At 43.2% G+C, this 16,841-nt stretch carries 13 protein-coding genes; 9 read left to right on the forward strand and 4 right to left on the reverse strand.

The window, feature by feature from the left end; translation table 11 throughout:
• Positions 1-65: 65 nt before the first annotated feature.
• Together AFM12_RS06575 and AFM12_RS06580 are read right to left on the reverse strand one after the other, a co-directional pair.
• Positions 66-413, reverse strand: a complete 348-nt coding sequence (locus tag AFM12_RS06575; RefSeq protein WP_131458232.1) for a hypothetical protein — start codon at positions 411-413, stop codon at positions 66-68.
• Positions 414-492: 79 nt separating this feature from the next.
• Complete coding sequence (locus tag AFM12_RS06580; RefSeq protein WP_131458234.1) at positions 493-912, reverse strand: hypothetical protein; 420 nt, start codon at positions 910-912, stop codon at positions 493-495.
• 56 nt (positions 913-968) lie between these two features.
• On the opposite strand from AFM12_RS06580, the gene AFM12_RS06585 reads away from it, so the two are divergent.
• Positions 969-2,099: a serine hydrolase gene (locus AFM12_RS06585; RefSeq protein ID WP_055145604.1), complete on the forward strand. Its 1,131-nt coding sequence runs from the start codon at positions 969-971 to the stop codon at positions 2,097-2,099.
• Here AFM12_RS06585 and AFM12_RS06590 read toward each other — a convergent pair.
• Together AFM12_RS06590 and AFM12_RS06595 are read right to left on the reverse strand one after the other, a co-directional pair.
• Positions 2,096-3,163, reverse strand: coding sequence for a mannose-1-phosphate guanylyltransferase (locus tag AFM12_RS06590; protein ID WP_055145607.1), 1,068 nt, complete (start codon positions 3,161-3,163; stop codon positions 2,096-2,098). The genes AFM12_RS06585 and AFM12_RS06590 overlap by 4 nt on opposite strands.
• Positions 3,153-4,208, reverse strand: a complete 1,056-nt coding sequence (locus tag AFM12_RS06595) for a DUF3089 domain-containing protein (RefSeq protein ID WP_229308469.1) — start codon at positions 4,206-4,208, stop codon at positions 3,153-3,155. Before AFM12_RS06595 ends, AFM12_RS06590 begins: the two co-directional genes overlap by 11 nt.
• 106 nt (positions 4,209-4,314) lie before the next feature.
• On the opposite strand from AFM12_RS06595, the gene AFM12_RS06600 reads away from it, so the two are divergent.
• The 8 genes from AFM12_RS06600 to yihA all read left to right on the forward strand — a co-directional run bounded on the left by AFM12_RS06600 (position 4,315) and on the right by yihA (position 16,796).
• The gene (locus AFM12_RS06600) at positions 4,315-7,509 is read left to right on the forward strand and encodes a TonB-dependent receptor domain-containing protein (protein ID WP_055145614.1); all 3,195 of its coding nucleotides are present in this window, start codon (positions 4,315-4,317) and stop codon (positions 7,507-7,509) included.
• A 175-nt stretch (positions 7,510-7,684) separates the two neighbouring features.
• A complete protein-coding gene (locus AFM12_RS06605) occupies positions 7,685-9,901 on the forward strand; it encodes an NADP-dependent isocitrate dehydrogenase (RefSeq protein ID WP_055147770.1) in 2,217 nt (738 codons plus the stop codon).
• 115 nt (positions 9,902-10,016) lie between these two features.
• Positions 10,017-11,903 (forward strand): T9SS type A sorting domain-containing protein, encoded by a 1,887-nt coding sequence (locus AFM12_RS06610; protein ID WP_055145617.1) that lies wholly within the window; start codon positions 10,017-10,019, stop codon positions 11,901-11,903.
• Between the two features lie 43 nt (positions 11,904-11,946).
• Entirely contained in the window at positions 11,947-12,939 is a 993-nt protein-coding gene (locus tag AFM12_RS06615) for a Gfo/Idh/MocA family protein (protein WP_055145620.1), read from the forward strand.
• Between the two features lie 33 nt (positions 12,940-12,972).
• The gene (locus AFM12_RS06620) at positions 12,973-13,959 is read left to right on the forward strand and encodes a gliding motility protein GldB-related protein (protein ID WP_055145623.1); all 987 of its coding nucleotides are present in this window, start codon (positions 12,973-12,975) and stop codon (positions 13,957-13,959) included.
• A complete protein-coding gene (locus AFM12_RS06625; RefSeq protein ID WP_055145626.1) occupies positions 13,960-15,774 on the forward strand; it encodes an ABC transporter ATP-binding protein in 1,815 nt (604 codons plus the stop codon).
• Positions 15,774-16,196: a Fur family transcriptional regulator gene (locus AFM12_RS06630; RefSeq protein WP_055145629.1), complete on the forward strand. Its 423-nt coding sequence runs from the start codon at positions 15,774-15,776 to the stop codon at positions 16,194-16,196. The genes AFM12_RS06625 and AFM12_RS06630 overlap by 1 nt, the downstream gene beginning before the upstream one ends.
• Positions 16,197-16,796, forward strand: a complete 600-nt coding sequence (gene yihA / locus AFM12_RS06635) for a ribosome biogenesis GTP-binding protein YihA/YsxC (RefSeq protein ID WP_055145632.1) — start codon at positions 16,197-16,199, stop codon at positions 16,794-16,796.
• The last annotated feature ends 45 nt before the right edge of the window (positions 16,797-16,841 follow it).

Genomic DNA, 16,841 nt, shown 5'->3' on the forward strand with positions numbered 1-16,841 from the left:
ATAATGTTTATTGGTCAGTAAGTAATATCGAAGAGAGTGCATTGAAGAAGTTCAATGCCACAATATCAGGGAGCATTTATGGCGATATGATGCTCAAATAGTTTTTCGAAATAAGAAATTCGATAAACAGGCTTTGAAACAGCCTTAAAAGTGTTTTCAATGAGCAGAACAGCGAAGTCTGCTGCAGGTACCAGCACAAAGTCGGAACCAAAATCAAATGCAAATGAAGGAATTACATAATCTGACGAAAGCTCAGAAAAGTGAGCCTGCTGCTCATCCTGCTCATCATTAGCCTGCGTCTGACTTTCTGCCACTACCTGCTGCTCTATCAGATTTCCAGTGAAAACCGTAGTCAGCATAAAGAGGCTCAAAAAGAGACCAAAGGCTTTGAATATGTGCTTGTTTTGCTTCATTTCAGGCGGCAAACTTACAATCTTTTCTAAGAAAATGTCAAGAAGTGTACCATTTAATCGGTTGAGAAATTTTCTCAAATCAATCCATCGACCGTATTAAGTCACCCTTTGATACCTCTACTTTAAAGGCTTTGAGTGAGTCGCAGTCCAGCAAAAAATAGTACGCATAAAGGGTATCATTCAGCTTTTGAGGAGTTGGCTCCACTGTTTGACCGTTCTCCACACTGTATTGCAAAGCCTGTAAAACACCTTCTTCCTTCTCAAATTGAGATCCATCAGAAAAAGAAATCGGTTTCAGGTATCGGGCGATCTCCGGCTCCAGCGAGTCAATCTGGCATCCCGTTTCTTGTAAAGTATTCACTGACTTTGTGCCCATCTTATTCAGAGAAGCCATAATATCGGCCTCTGAGACTTTCTTGATTTTATACTCCCCCATTTTGGCTTTCACAGCAGACGTGTCTATTTTTTCTACATTGCTATTACAGCTTATTATTGCCATTAGAGGGAGAAAAAGAAACTTAATTTTATTTTTGAATAACATCATCAACACAAAAAATGAACAGGTTAATACTTTCGCTGGCTTTACTTTTCGCACTGTCATCGGCTGTTGCTCAGCAAACAAACAAGACTTTTAAAAGACTGCTCTACAAAAACAAGCAACTCAAACCTTTTTTGAAGCAGGCTCAAAAATACCGTATTCAGATCATTTACACGTCAATTGACTCCAACGGATTACCAGGCGAGCCTCAATATTTTAATTACGACCCTGATTTTTACTTTTACCCGGCCTCTACGGTTAAGCTACCCGCAGCCCTTTATGCTCTTGAAAAACTGAATGAGTTCGGCATAGACAAGTCAGATCCTTATTTCAGTACCTCTACATTCGAGAATTATGATTCTGCTGAAGGGGATCAAAGTATCGAGGACTATATTCAGAAAGTCTTTTTGGTATCAAGCAATGATGCCTTTAACAGGCTTTATGATTTCTTAGGCATAGATTTGATCAACAGGCGTTTTGAGGAAATGGGACTCTCAAACTCGCGAATGACTCATCGACTATCTGTTTCGCTTACTACGGAAGAAAACCGAAGAACACTGTACCTTCAAATCGGAGAAAATTATCGTCAGGGCCCGCAAATTGGAGAAGAGTACAAAACAGAAACGCCCATCTGGCTCGGGAAAAAATACTATGCGGGCGATGTACTGATAAACAATCCAATGGACTTCTCTCTCAAAAACAAGTTTGACCTCTGGGATCAACAGCAGCTACTCAAATCCCTCTTTTTCCCGGAAAGTTTAAAAGAGGAAGCTCAATTAAGCATCAATGAAAATGACCTGTCTTTTGTCAAAGAAATGATTTCGGCCGTTCCCCGAAATTATGGTTATGACGAAGCCAAATTCCCTGATGGATCGGGCAAATTTCTAATATATGGCGATAGAAAAGACCGAATTCCTGAACACCTCAAAATCTATAATAAAATCGGCGGAGCGTATGGTTTTTTGATCGATAACGCTTTTGTAGAAGACTCAAAAAACGATGTCCACTTTTTACTTTCGGCAGTAATCTATGTCAATGAAAATGACACTCTCAACGACGACACCTACGAATATGATAGCAAAGGCCTACCCTTTCTAGGAGAGCTCGGCAGACATATTTATAAATTTGAACTCAGCCAGAAACCTTAAACGAACTCGCTGCCTTTCTCCTCAGCATCAGCGACAAACTGTTTGACTTTTTGCTCATCTTCCATTTTGCAGATCATGAGTACGTTATCAAACTCAGAAACAATGTAACCGTCAAGTCCATTGAGCACTACAAGCTTGTCTTTGGGAGTTTTAACCACGCAATTCTTTGAATCGTAGGCAATCACATTGCCATCAATGGAGTTTGATTCCTCATCAAGGTTTGAGTTTTCATAAACCGACCGCCATGTACCAAGATCAGACCAACCAATGTCAGACTTTACCACGAAAACATTATCGGCTTTTTCCATCAGGCCGTTATCTATAGAAATTGAGCGGCAGCGACTGTAAGCAGCTTCCAATTCCGTTTTCTCATCAGCCGTGTAGAAACATCTTTGAGCCGAGTTAAAGGCGTCGGCTTCTTCAGGTAAATATTTTGAAAATGCAAAAGTGATGGAAGAAACAGACCAAACGAAAATGCCGGCATTCCAGGTGTAATCTCCGCTATCAATAAACATTTTGGCCAGTTCCAGATTGGGTTTTTCAGTGAAGGTTTTCACCTTCTTTACTTCGCCTTCATCTTCGGCGAATTGGATATAACCGTAACCCGTATTCGGATGAGTTGGCTGAATGCCAAGTGTAACCAAAGCGTCATTTTTTGAGGCATAATCCAAAGCAATGCTGATTCGCTTTCTAAACTCTTCCTCTTTGAGAATAATGTGATCGGCAGGGGCTACCACAATATTGGCCTCTGGGTTCTGCTTCTGGATTTTATAACTGGCGTATCCAATACACGGTGCAGTATTTCTTCTCCCCGGCTCACAAAGGATCTGATCATCTGAAAGAAAAGGCAGCTGCTTTTTTGTAAGACCCTTATACTCCTCACCGGTTACAACATAAATATTTTCTTTTGGGCAAATTCCCTCAAAACGATCGGCAGTTTGCTGAATCAGCGTTCTACCTGTGCCAAGTACATCATGAAATTGTTTAGGAAAAGACTTTCGGCTGAATGGCCAGAATCTGGTGCCTATTCCGCCGGCCATAATCACTACATAATTATTCTTCATGAGTTTGGTTTTGAGTTAAAAAAGTGGATAGCCGCAAAGCTACATTTTCTCGGATATTCATCCAATATAAATTGATGTCTGCCCTGTGCCAGATCTTGGTTTTGATAAACATACGGCCTACAATGTGCGGTTTGCTGATCCAGAGCATCCCGTCATGTACCTGAGCATCTACAGGGTTTTTGACAAACTTAAATTTCAGGCCTACTCCCCCGCTGTTTTCAAAACGATCAGCATACGTGTCATCTGTCCGCCAGGTTAGCGGGTTGGTACATACAGCTTCATCAAGGCCATTTTCGTAATATGGTGGATAAAAGTCTTTGGCAAACGTATTCCAGGTTACAAAGCCTCCCACATCCGACGGGGAGTTGCTAGGTTTAATGGTTTCAAAATAATCAGGAGGTGTGGCAATACCGATCAGGTAAGCCTCTACCAACTGCTTTTGCAAAGATTTACCATCAAAAAACTCTCTCAAAAGACGGCCGGCATGCACAGTCCCTTGAGAATGACCTGCTATGACAATTGGCCTGCCCTCATTAAAATTTTCGAGGTAATACTCAAAGGCAGATTTTACGTCTGCATAGGCCAGGTCAAGGGAGGCATCTGCACTCATTTTATCTTTGGTCGTAAAGGCCGAATAGTGAGCCTGCCGGTACCTCGGGGCATAAACTTTACATGAGCCATTGAAAGCCGTGGCCTGATTTAAGATCGTTGATTGATCAATCTTCAGATTGAGTTCGGCATCATTAACATCAGCATTCCAGCGATACTCGTTTTGAGGTTCAAAAGTGTAAATCGTTGGGTAGATAAAAAAAACATCCGCCTTTGCAATAGATTGCAAATCCTGAAGACCGGATTTTCCTGGAACCGAATCAGCCATGTCTTTCATCTGAGGTAAAGCAGCCCAATAAAGCTGATCAGAATAATCAGGTTTTGGAGGCTCTAAGGCCTCTTTATAATCCACTTTTACACTAAAAACACCTTGTGACTTGACGGAAAATGAAAGAAGTGCCGTCATAAAAAAAACAGAAATAAAAACTTTCTTCAACTTTAGAATTATTTTCTGTTTGAATTGTATAATATAAATATTTCTTTTGCTTTTAATCATATAGCCTAACCTATAAAGTCACTAACGTAAGTAATCAAACTTCTATATGAACAAACCTAAACTAAAAAAGTTGATACCCTTAATAATCTTATTATTAGGCGTATCATCGTTGAGCTATGCTCAAACCCGAATTTCCGGAACTATCAGTGATGCCGGAACAAAAGAACCGCTCATTGGTGTGAGTGTTCAGGTCAAAAACAAAATCATCGGAACCATCACGGATATCAAGGGGCAGTTTGAGCTCAATACCTCCACGCCGCTTCCGTTTGAGCTCGTGATTTCCTCCATAGGATACCAGACACAGGAAGTTCAGATCACCTCTGACAATTCAGACATCACCATTTCACTGGAAGAGCAGGCCATTCAGGGCCAGGAAGTGGTAGTGGCGGCTTCCAGAGTGGAAGAAAGTGTCATGAAATCACCTGTGGCGGTTGAGAAAATGGATTTACGCCAGATTCAGCAAAACCCTACCTCGTCTTTCTATGATGGCCTTGCCAACTTAAAAGGGGTGGGCATGACTACTCAGGGTTTGCTCTTTAAATCTGTCAATATGAGGGGTTTCAGCGGAACCGGTAACCCACGTACAGTACAGATGATTGATGGAATGGACAACTCCGCTCCCGGCCTGAACTTCCCGATTGATAATATCGTGGGTATGCCTGAGTTGGATGTAGAAAGTGTTGAAGTGGTACCTGGTGCAGCTTCCGCTCTTTACGGACCAAACGCCCTGAACGGCCTTATTTTGATGAACTCAAAAAGTCCGTTTTTGTATCAGGGCCTAAGTGCCAATGTTAAATCAGGAGTGATGTCTGCCAGCAACAGAGATGTTACTACCACTCCTTTCTATGATTTATCAATGCGATATGCCAAAGCATTCAATGATAAGTTTGCATTCAAAATCAACCTTGCTTACATCGCCGCTGACGACTGGCAAGCCACTGATTATACCAACCTGAACGTAGGTGGAACCCAAAACGGAACTCGCGGAGCGGGAGTAAATCACGACTACGACGGAATGAACATCTACGGCGATGAAGTACAGACTAATATGACTGGTGTTGCTGATGCTCTCATTTCTGCCGGTTTGATGGCCCCGGAAGCAAAAGCTTTGATCCCGGATCAGGTAGTGAGCAGAACAGGTTATCTGGAAAGAGATTTAGTTGACTACAATACCAAGAGTTTTAAAACCAATATTGCTCTTCATTACAGAATCAATGAAAGTATTGAGGCCGTTGGTCAGTTTAATTATGGTTACGGTACTACAGTTTACACAGGTACAGGTAGATATTCATTAAGAAATTTCAACCTTTCTCAAACCAAACTGGAACTCCGCGGGGATAATTTCACCGTCAGAGGTTATACTACTCAGGAAAATTCAGGGCAGTCTTACCTAGCTGGCTTAGCTGCCGTTTCAATGCTAAATGATTACAAACCACATACGAGCTGGTTTGGCCAATATGTAGGAGCCTTCGCACAAGCTAGAGCCGGAGGCCTTGGTGAGGCTGAAGCTCATCTCGCAGCCCGTGGTTTCGCTGATCAGGGTATGCCGCAGCCGGGTACTACTGAGTTCCAATCTTTGCTTGATAAATACAGAGACCTTGGCATTGCCGATGGTGGTGGACGTTTCCTTGATAAAACAGACATGTACCATGCTGAAGGTTTCTATAATTTCAAAAATGAAATCAAGTTTATCGATCTTTTGGCCGGTGCTAACTTCAGACATTATAGACTACAATCTGAAGGAACGCTTTTCGCTGATACTAAAGACGGCAGAAACGGAGTGATTCCTATCAACGAATACGGTGCTTTTCTTCAGGCCGGTAAAAGCCTTTTTGAGGACCACCTGAAACTTACAGGATCAGTACGTTATGATAAAAACCAAAACTTTGATGGTCAAGTCACCCCTCGTATCTCAGCAGTTGGGTCATTTGGAGATCAAAACGTGAGAGTTTCTTACCAGACAGGTTTTAGAATTCCGACGACTCAGAACCAGTACATTGACCTGACAACGCCAAATGGTACTTTGATTGGTGGTTTGCCTGAGTTTGATGATCGCTATAACCTGGGAAGTGGAATTTTGAGACAAAACCTTTCTACCGCAAACATTGCGGCTACTATCGCTGCAAACCCTTCAATTGTTCAGAACGCCCAGGCATACGCCACTCAAGCTGTAACCGCTGCCTTGCCACAAATTACAGAGGCTGTAACTCAGGCTGTAGTTTCTCAAACTGCTGCTATCACGGCAGGAGTAACTCAGGCCGTAACTGCAACGATTACCGAGCAAGTTACTGCACAAGTAAATGCTGCAGTGGCCGCTGGTCAAATTCCGGCAGATCAAGCCCCGGCTCAGATTCAGGCCGGTGTAGCTCAAGCTCTTTCATTGCCTTCTACTCAGCAGTTGATCGCCACAAATGTGGAGAGTACAATTACCTCTATGATTGAGCAGAACGTGCAAAGTACCGTGGTTTCTCAAATTACTGCAACTACCCAGCAGGTAGTTCCGGCCTTTGCTTTGGCCGCACTTTCAAAGTACCAATACCCAGGTCTTTCTCCTGAAAGAATCAAATCCTGGGAAATTGGATACAAAGGGCTAATCGCCAGAAAATTGTTTATTGATGCTTACTACTATCAGAGTATCTATACCAATTTTATGGGAGGTACGGTAATCGTGGTACCTACTTCTCCTGCGGCTCCTGGTCTTCCAATTGAGTCCGGAATCGGTGTCGGTAATTTCAACGGTTATTCAAGAGTAGCCAATACAACTGAAGAAATCAAAGTGAAAGGTTGGGCTCTGGGTGCCAATTACAGCATTAAAAATGGCTATAATGTCGGTTTTAATGTTTCAAATAACGAGCTGGTTAACTTTACGCCTACTCCTGAGCAGCAATACGCCGGCTTTAATACACCGACATATCGCTATAATGTGAGTTTTGGTAAACGCATTGGTAGTGGAGATCGTTTTGGCTTTAATATTAATTACCGTTATGCTGATGAATATCTGTGGCAATCCAGCTTTGTGATTCCTACCACCACTACGGCACCATTATTCTCAAATACAACAGTACCGGCCATCAAAAACCTAGACGCTCAGGTGAGCTTTAAGCTGCCTGCTATCAAGTCAATTTTGAAAATTGGTGGTACTAACATTGGTGGCAAGCCTTATATTCAGGCATTTGGCAGTGCGTCTATTGGTTCAATGTATTATGCATCAATCACATTTGACGAATTATTAAATAAATAAGACTTCACTTTTGTGAAACAATATTTTGATAACCTGAAAAAGAGCCTTATTCCTAAGGCTCTTTTTTATTGCCCTGCATTCATGATCCATTTTTTTGTAGATTTGCACTCCTTTTTCAATCGAGAAATATTGTTTGGTGGCCATGAACGCTACCCTAAAATCTGATAAAGAACCTATGTCTAAAATCATTTACACCAAAACCGACGAAGCTCCGGCTTTGGCTACTTATTCACTACTCCCTGTTATTGAGGCTTATGCTGGTAAGGCAGGTATTGAAGTTGAAACCAGAGATATCTCCCTTGCAGGTAGAATTATTGCCAACTTCCCGGATTTTCTAAAAGAAGATCAGCAGATCAGTGATGCACTGGCTGAGCTTGGTGAGCTTGCCAAAACACCTGAGGCTAACATCATCAAGTTGCCGAATATTTCAGCGTCTATTCCTCAGCTTAAAGCGGCAATCAAAGAGCTTCAGGCTAATGGTTATGCTCTGCCAAACTACCCTGACGAGCCAAAAACTGATGCTGAAAAAGAAATCAAGCAACGCTACGATAAAATTAAAGGTAGTGCTGTAAACCCGGTTTTGCGTGAAGGAAACTCTGACAGAAGAGCTCCGAAAGCTGTGAAAAACTATGCCAAGGCAAACCCTCATAAAATGGGAGCCTGGTCAAAAGACTCCGCAACACACGTTGCCACAATGGGAGCAGATGATTTTGCTTCAAACGAGAAATCAGTAACTGTTTCTGAAGCTACAACGGTAAGAATTGAGCACGTTGACAAAGCGGGTAACATAACGGTATTAAAAGAGAAAACTCCTCTATTAGCCGGAGAGATTATTGACGCTACCAAAATGAGTAAAAAAGCTTTGGTAGAATTTCTCGAAGATGAAATTGCCGACGCCAGAGAAAGCAATATTCTATTCTCATTGCACATGAAGGCCACCATGATGAAGGTTTCCGACCCTATCATCTTTGGACATGCCGTTCGTGTTTATTTCAAAGATCTTTTCGCTAAATATGGTGAGACTTTTGAGAAAATCGGAGTAGATGTAAACAATGGCTTTGGCAACCTTGTCAGCAGCCTTGACGAACTTTCTGCTGACGAAAAAGCAGCCATCGAGGCTGACATCAAAGCCATCTATGAAAATGGTCCAGACCTGGCCATGGTTAATTCTGACAAAGGAATTACCAACCTGCACGTTCCTAGTGATGTGATTATTGATGCCTCTATGCCAGCCATGATCAGAAACTCTGGTCAGATGTGGGATAAGAACGGTGACACCAGAGACACAAAAGCGGTAATTCCTGATAGTAGTTATGCCGCCGTGTATCAGGAGACCATTGATTTCTGTAAAGAGAATGGTGCTTTTGACCCTACCACCATGGGTAGTGTTTCTAACGTTGGTCTTATGGCTCAAAAAGCTGAAGAGTACGGCTCTCACGATAAAACATTTGAAGTTGACTCAGACGGTATTATCAGAGTTGTGGATGCTTCTGGTAATACAATCCTTGAGCATGATGTAGAGGAGGGTGATATCTGGAGAGCTTGCCAGGTGAAAGATGCTCCTATTCAGGACTGGGTTAAACTGGCAGTTAACAGAGCCCGTGCTACAGGTACCCCGGCCGTTTTCTGGTTAGATGCTAACAGAGCTCACGATGCTCAGCTAATTGAGAAAGTTCAGCAATACCTTCCTGATCATGATACTGACGGTCTTGAGATTCATATTCTATCTCCACAGGCGGCCACACGCTTCTCGCTGGAGAGAATTATTGAAGGAAAAGATACCATCTCCGTTACAGGAAACGTACTTCGTGACTACCTGACTGACCTTTTCCCGATTCTTGAATTAGGTACAAGTGCCAAAATGCTCTCTATTGTTCCGTTAATGAACGGTGGTGGCTTATTTGAAACCGGTGCGGGTGGTTCTGCCCCTAAACACGTTGAGCAGTTCACCACAGAAAATCACCTGAGATGGGATTCTTTGGGTGAGTTCCTCGCTCTTGCAGTTTCACTGGAGCACCTGAGTGAAAAAGATAATAATGCTAAAGCCAAGGTTCTTGCAGATGCCCTTGACGCAGCAACCGAGAAGCTTCTGACTACGGGCAAATCGCCTTCAAGAAAAGTCAATGAGCTTGATAACCGTGGAAGCCACTTCTACCTGGCCATGTATTGGGCTCAGGAGCTTGCCGCTCAAAACGATGATGCAGACCTCAAGGCTGCTTTTGAAAGCGTGGCCAAAGAGCTTACTGCAAACGAAGAAGGTATTGTCAATGAACTGAATGAAGTTCAGGGTAAAGCTGTGGATATCAAAGGGTACTACCAGCCAAACGACGATGTGGCTTCTGCCGCAATGCGTCCGAGTGCGACTTTCAATGGTATTTTAGCGAAGTTGTAAGACAAGTCGATTTTAAAACCTTCAGCAGCCTTTCTGATTCACTCGGAAAGGCTGCTTTTGTTTTAGGCATGATGTTTGAACTTTTGAATTAGCACCCAAAAGATTTTGTCAAGAATTGAAGGCTTTCAGATTAATACCACTACTCTTTCTTACTATTAATGTTGCGGCACAGACCGTTTATCACGTAGGCTCCCAGTTTTCATTTGGAGGCTCAGAAAATGATAATGCCTATGCCATAGCCCAAACGGCTGACGGAGGCTTTATTCTCGCCGGCTCCACAAACTCAAACGATAGTGAAGATGTGCCTCTTTCTCTGGCTCACCGTGGAAATGGCGGAACAGACTTTCTTGTTTTGAAAATCAATTTTCAGGGTACTATTCAATGGATCAAAACTTTTGGTGGCACCAATGACGACGTTGCCACTGACATCGCCCGCACGAGTAATGGTGAGTACGTTATTGTAGGAAGCTCCCGCTCAACAGATGGAGACGCTAATTTCAACGGGCCAAACGGCGGGATCCTCATTATCAGACTGAAAGAAGACGGCAGTTTAGTTTCAAAAAGAATATTACCGGGCGGACGAAGATTTACGGAAGCTACCTACCACTTTGCGAGCGAGTTTTCGCAACCTTCGGTGAAAGTTGACGGCTCAGGTAACATTTTTATTGGTGGTACATACGAGATTGGGTCAAACCCCTATCTGGCCAAGCAGTTTTACTTAACCAAGCTTACACCTACAGGTGACACCCTCTGGGAACGCTATTTCGGTAGCCCGCTGGATGATCAGATGGAAGACTTCATCATTACCGGATCGGGTGAAATCGTCATGGTCGGCAGCACAACGGCCCTGGCAAACCAAGTTTCAGGAGCTGGAAATGGCAATCTGGACTATCTGGTGATCAAGGCTAACTCCAATGGTCAGCTTCTATGGCAAAAGGGATATGGAGGCAGCAACATTGATGCTTTACATGGTATTACAGAAAATCCTAATGGAAGCGGCTATATCCTTGTCGGCGAATCTACCTCAACAAACGGCATAGTGACAGAGAGCTTCGGCCAGAAAGATGGACATATCATCGGAATTAACTCTTCCGGGGATTTGCGATGGCAAACTAAAGTAGGTGGCGATGGCAACGATAACCTTTTCAATATTATCAAGGAGTCAAACAGCAGTTTGCTGGCATTTGGTACCAGTGATTCCAGAATCCGAGGCGTTCAGAATAAAGGCTCACTTACAGATGTTTTTACGGTTAAAATTACCCCATCGGGTGTTATTGAGGACTTAGGAATGTTTGGTGGTGAAGACATTGATGTGGCACGTGCAGGTATATTAATGACTGACGGAACCATTGCTCTTGCCTGTATCAGCCGATCTGAAGCTGAGGATCTTTCTCACAATAATGGTGAAAACGACTTCTGGTTTTTAAACCTCACTCCTCCTGATCCTATCGAATTTGAATATTTCAGAGGTGAACTGGTTGATAAATCACAGGTTAACCTTAACTGGAAAACCATCTATCAGGATGGAGCTGATGTTATTCGTCTTGAAAAAAGCATGGACAATAAGAATTTCGCCCGCCTTCAGGATTTCAATGCATCGACAAATACCACGAGCGGAGCTAATTATAGCTACATCGATAATAATATCGGATACGGCACCTTCTATTACCGCCTTAAGTTTTTCAGCAAGCAAGGCAAAGAGTTTAAGGGACCTACCGTAAGCATCAATAACGCCCCACTATCGATTTCTCCTCAGGTTTCAGGTACAGAAGATTGGGTTTTCTACCCAAACCCGGCCAAAGAGAAAATAATTGTGCCTGTAAAAGACCCTTATGCCCGTTTTGATATGTATGATGCGGCAGGCAATAGAAAGTCTTTTTATGCTCAATATGCCCCATATACCGGCTGGACTTTCGACCTGCGGGAAATGAGAGGAGGTACGTATTTACTCAAAGTTCAATCTGGTGAACTCTCGGCTACCAAACGCTTTGTGATACGTTAAGCGAATCTTTTCCTAATTTCGCCCTGTAAAAACAGGGAACCCTATGAACAAAACGATCAACTGGGGCATTATCGGTATTGGTAAAATTGCCGAGAAATTCGCTTCAGATCTGGCCACCATTGAAGATGCCAAATTAACCGCAGTAGCCTCGACATCAATTGACCGTGCCACAGCATTTGCACAAAAACATAATGCAGCACACGCCTATGGAAGCTACGAGCAGCTTTTTGAAGCTCCCGAGCTGGATGCCGTTTATATTGCTACGCCTCACAGTCTTCATCATGAATGCACTATGCTCTGCTTGAAAAATAAAAAAGCGGTGCTGTGCGAAAAGCCCTTTGCTATGAATGAAGCAGAAGTCAGAGAGATGATTGAAGAAGCAGAAAAACAGGACACGTTTCTAATGGAAGCCTTATGGACACGTTTTTTGCCAACAACCAAAAAAATACTGGAACTTATCAATGAAGGTGCAATTGGCGATGTCAAAACCCTACATGCCGACTTTGGGTTTATACCACCCTATCTGCCAGAACGCCGCACACTGAACCCGGCTTTTGGCGGAGGAGCATTTTTAGATATTGGAATCTATCCGGCATTTCTTTCCCTCCTCATTTTGGGTTACCCTTCGCAGATATTGGCAGCAGCCACCTTAGGCCCCACCGGTGTTGATGAAACCACCACTTTTGTTTACAAATATGATGATCTGGCCACTGCCAGTCTGAACTGTACTTTTGGAGCAAATACGGAGACTGATGCCATTATTTATGGCTCAAAAGGCCGGATTCATATAAAAAAGAAGTTTCATGAAAGTCAGGAGATTGAGCTTATCCCCGATGAAGGCGAGCCTCAAACATTCTCTTTCCCGAGAACAACTTTTGGCTATGATTACGAGGCCCGAGAGGTCAACGAATGCCTGAGAGCGGGTAAAAAACAAAGTGACCTTTGGAGTCTCAAAGACAGCTTACGGCTGATTCACCTGCTGGATATGACCCGCCAGAAAGCCGGTATCTCCTATGAAACAGATCGCTCGTTTTAATCGTTAAACAGTAGCAAGAAAAATACAATACGAATGAGATTTACCATTTATGCTCTCCTTTTTGCCTTTTCATCGGTGGCTTTATTTTCCTGTGGAGAGGACTCCGAAAAAAGCTCTGAAGCCCCGGAGGCGGAGGTTAAATTCGTCAGGTTTGACAAAGAGCTAATGAGTTTGCAAAGCAAAGAGGAGCTTCAGTCTTTTTTGGCTGAAAACCCCTGGTACTCCAAAAGCCTCTATCGTGCTTTCCCTGAAGACACGTCCTTTGTTAGTCACCTTTACGACATTATCTCGCACCCTGGTTCAAGAGCATTTTATGAAGAAGTTGACAGCACTTTTGGAGATTTGTCTGACTTGAAAGCACAGTTTGGAAAGGCTTTTGGAAACATCAAGGCTACTTATCCTGACTTTAAGGTGCCTTCGGTATATACCACTTTTACAGGGCTTGAAAACGACCTTTTTGTTGGTGACTCCATTGTCATTATTTCGCTTGAAGCTTTCGCCGGACCTGAGGCTAGCTACAGGCCAGATCAGCCCGCTTATATTCAAAACAGATACCAGCGGGAGTATATCGTTCCTACGGTCATCCGACTTATGGCTGGTCCATATATTGAAAGCAATGCAGGAAGCGATCTGTTGAATGACATGATTTTCTTTGGAAAGTCCTTTGAGTTTACCAAGGCCATGATGCCGGGAGTTGCCGATTCGCTGATTATTGCTCTGCCTGACAGCTCATTGCAGGGCAACTGGTATAATCAGGATATTATCTGGGCTCACTTTATTGATAAACAACTGCTGTATGAGCAGAATCACCGAACCAAGGAAAAGTACATTGGCGAACGCCCTAATGTACCTGAAATAGGCCCCGCCTGCCCGGGAAGAGTGGGTCAGTGGCTAGGCTGGCGAATCATTGACAAATTCAGAACTGAAAACCCGGATGTTTCGTTGCAGGAGTTACTTAAAATCAAAGACCCGCAGGAGATTCTTCGCGAATCAAAATACCGCGGGCTTGTGGAGGAATAAATGGCAAAAGAAAGAAAAGGTGTTTTAGAGGAGGTTGCTCCAAAAGACAAACGGAAGATAAGTCGGGAAGGGCTTCAAAAGGCCAGGAAGCTATTTAGGTACATACTCCCTTATAAGTGGACTTTTGTTATTGGTTTGGTATTTCTTGTGCTTTCTACGAGTACCACTCTGACTTTTCCCAGCCTCATTGGCGAAGTAACACGGGTGATCGAGGGCGGTTCTGATTACAGCCTGAATCAAGTGGTTCTTTTCTTTGGACTCATTCTACTGCTTCAGGGAGTTTTCTCCTTTTTCAGAGTATACTTCTTTGCAATAGTTAGTGAAAACGCCTCTGCAGATGTCAGAAGGCATGTCTACAATAAATTCATCAGCCTGCCGATTTCGTTTTTTGAGAAAAATCGAGTTGGCGATCTTTTGAGTAGAATTACTGCTGATGTTAGTGCTTTTCAAAGTATTCTTTCCCTTACACTGGCCGAGTTTTTCAGGCAAATAGCCACTTTGACCGTAGGTATAGGTATCATTTTCTACATTTCCTGGAAACTAACCTTATTTATGCTGTTGACCTTCCCCGTAGTAGTGGTGGCCGCCTTTTTCTTTGGAAAGTATATACGGGTACTGAGCCGAAAAGTACAGACTACGCTGGCTGAGGCCAATACTCAGGTGGAAGAAACCCTTCAAAGCATTACCGTAGTTAAGGGCTTTACCAATGAAAAACTGGAGGCTCAGAAATACGGAAACTCTATGACGGACATTGTGAAACTGGCCCTCAAAGCCGCAGCCATCAGAGGTGGTTTTATTTCTTTCGCTATCGTTGGTCTGTTTGGAGGTATCATGCTTGTGGTTTGGTACGGTGGCGGTTTGGTTGAAAGTGGGGAAATTGCACTGGCAGATTTGATGTCTTTCCTATTCTACACGGCTTTTATCGGAGCCTCACTGAATGGGCTGGGCGATATCTATGCCCAGATTCAGCGAAGCATCGGTGCGTCAGAGCGTTTACTTGAAATTCTGGAAGAAGATGAAGAAGTTGAATTGGATGAAACACATGAACTAATTGACCTGAAGGGCGAGATCAACTACCAGGACGTCACATTTGCCTATCCGTCAAGATCAGACGTTACGGTGTTGGATGACTTCTCAATGAATATTCAACCCGGAGAAAAAGTAGCTCTGGTGGGTCAAAGTGGTGCCGGTAAGTCTACCATTGTTCAGCTTTTGATGCGTTTTTACGATCTTCAGGAAGGCGATATTCTTATTGACGGTCAATCCTCAAAAACGTATAATATCACTGCACTGCGTGAGCAAATGGCTATTGTTCCGCAAGAGGTTATTCTGTTTGGCGGCTCAATTGAAGAGAATATTCGTTACGGAAAACCAGACGCCTCAGATGAGGAAGTTAGATTGGCTGCTGAAAAAGCCAATGCCCTGGAGTTTATTGAGCGTTTTCCGGACGGAATGAAAACCATTGTGGGCGAACGTGGTGTTAAACTTTCAGGTGGGCAGCGTCAGCGACTGGCGATTGCGAGGGCTATTCTGAAAGATCCAGTAATTTTGCTGCTGGATGAGGCTACGAGTGCTTTGGATTCTGAATCAGAATATCTGGTACAGGAGGCTCTAGACAAATTGATGGAAAACAGAACGACCATCATCATTGCTCACAGGCTGGGCACGGTCAAAAACGTCGATCAGATTTACGTGATTGACAAAGGCCGGGTGGCTGAAAAAGGCACCCATAAAGAGCTTATTTTGAATCCTGAAGGAATTTATTCAAATTTGGTTAAGCTGCAGATGGAGAGTAATTCACTGATTTCAAACTGATGAACAAAGAGACAAAAACAGCACTGAAAAGCTTTAACCTGCGTCATACCGACTGCCGGGAAGAGGTGCTGAATACCTTTGTGAACAGTACAGCGGCTCTGTCTCATAGTGACATTGAGTCCTCAGTTGATGAAAAATACGACCGGGTGACCATTTACCGGACCTTGAAGACTTTCATGGAAAAAGGCATCATTCACCGAATTCTGGATGCCGAAGGAGGTAGCAAATATGCCCTTTGTAAAGAACATGAATGCTCAAAAGAAGTACACCATCATGATCATGTGCATTTTAAATGCAATGACTGTGGAGATACCACTTGCCTTGAATCTGTCCACATTCCAGGTATTACCTTACCCGATGGTTACCAGAGAGAAGATATAAACCTGTTAATAGAGGGGCGTTGCCCAAACTGCCAGAATTAGATGCATCCTATAAAAGCCGAGTTCGTCAAAAGTACGCCTAAAGTAGAAGACTGTCCAAAGCCCTCTTTTCCAGAATATGCCTTTATCGGGCGTTCAAATGTTGGAAAGTCTTCACTAATCAATATGCTGACTGGCAATAAAAAGCTGGCCAAAACCTCCTCTACTCCGGGTAAAACGCAGCTAATCAATCATTTCCTTATTGAAGACAGCTGGTATCTGGTTGATTTACCCGGCTATGGCTTTGCCAAAGTTCCGTTAAAAGAAAAGGCCAAATGGGAGAAAATGACCTGGGACTATCTGGAGCAACGTGAGAATTTGCTCTACGTTTTCGTTCTGATTGATAGCCGTATCCCTCCTCAAAAAATTGATCTTGAGTTTGTCAATAAACTTGGTGAAAAGGAGATTCCTTTAAAGTTGATCTTTACCAAATGGGACAAAGTAAAGCCCATGAAGGGTCAGAAAAATATCAATGATTTTAAAATGGCCCTTGCCGAGCGATGGGCCATTTTGCCTGAGCATTATGTAACTTCTTCAGAAAAAGGCTTGGGCCGGCTGGAGGTTCTCCAGCTTGTTGACGAGATAAATGCCTCGCATTCTTAATTTTTTTAATAAATGTCCATTGATTTTTAATCTATTTGGCTAATC

Source organism: Jiulongibacter sediminis (genome assembly GCF_001306455.1).
GTDB lineage: Bacteria > Bacteroidota > Bacteroidia > Cytophagales > Spirosomataceae > Jiulongibacter > Jiulongibacter sediminis.

Coding starts and splice junctions, on each gene's coding strand:
- AFM12_RS06575 (WP_131458232.1), bottom strand. CDS start 413: ATGAAGCAAAACAAGCACATATTCAAAGCCTTTGGTCTCTTTTTGAGC.
- AFM12_RS06580 (WP_131458234.1), bottom strand. CDS start 912: ATGGCAATAATAAGCTGTAATAGCAATGTAGAAAAAATAGACACGTCT.
- AFM12_RS06585 (WP_055145604.1), top strand. CDS start 969: ATGAACAGGTTAATACTTTCGCTGGCTTTACTTTTCGCACTGTCATCG.
- AFM12_RS06590 (WP_055145607.1), bottom strand. CDS start 3,163: ATGAAGAATAATTATGTAGTGATTATGGCCGGCGGAATAGGCACCAGA.
- AFM12_RS06600 (WP_055145614.1), top strand. CDS start 4,315: ATGAACAAACCTAAACTAAAAAAGTTGATACCCTTAATAATCTTATTA.
- AFM12_RS06605 (WP_055147770.1), top strand. CDS start 7,685: ATGTCTAAAATCATTTACACCAAAACCGACGAAGCTCCGGCTTTGGCT.
- AFM12_RS06615 (WP_055145620.1), top strand. CDS start 11,947: ATGAACAAAACGATCAACTGGGGCATTATCGGTATTGGTAAAATTGCC.
- AFM12_RS06620 (WP_055145623.1), top strand. CDS start 12,973: ATGAGATTTACCATTTATGCTCTCCTTTTTGCCTTTTCATCGGTGGCT.
- AFM12_RS06625 (WP_055145626.1), top strand. CDS start 13,960: ATGGCAAAAGAAAGAAAAGGTGTTTTAGAGGAGGTTGCTCCAAAAGAC.
- AFM12_RS06630 (WP_055145629.1), top strand. CDS start 15,774: ATGAACAAAGAGACAAAAACAGCACTGAAAAGCTTTAACCTGCGTCAT.
- yihA (WP_055145632.1), top strand. CDS start 16,197: ATGCATCCTATAAAAGCCGAGTTCGTCAAAAGTACGCCTAAAGTAGAA.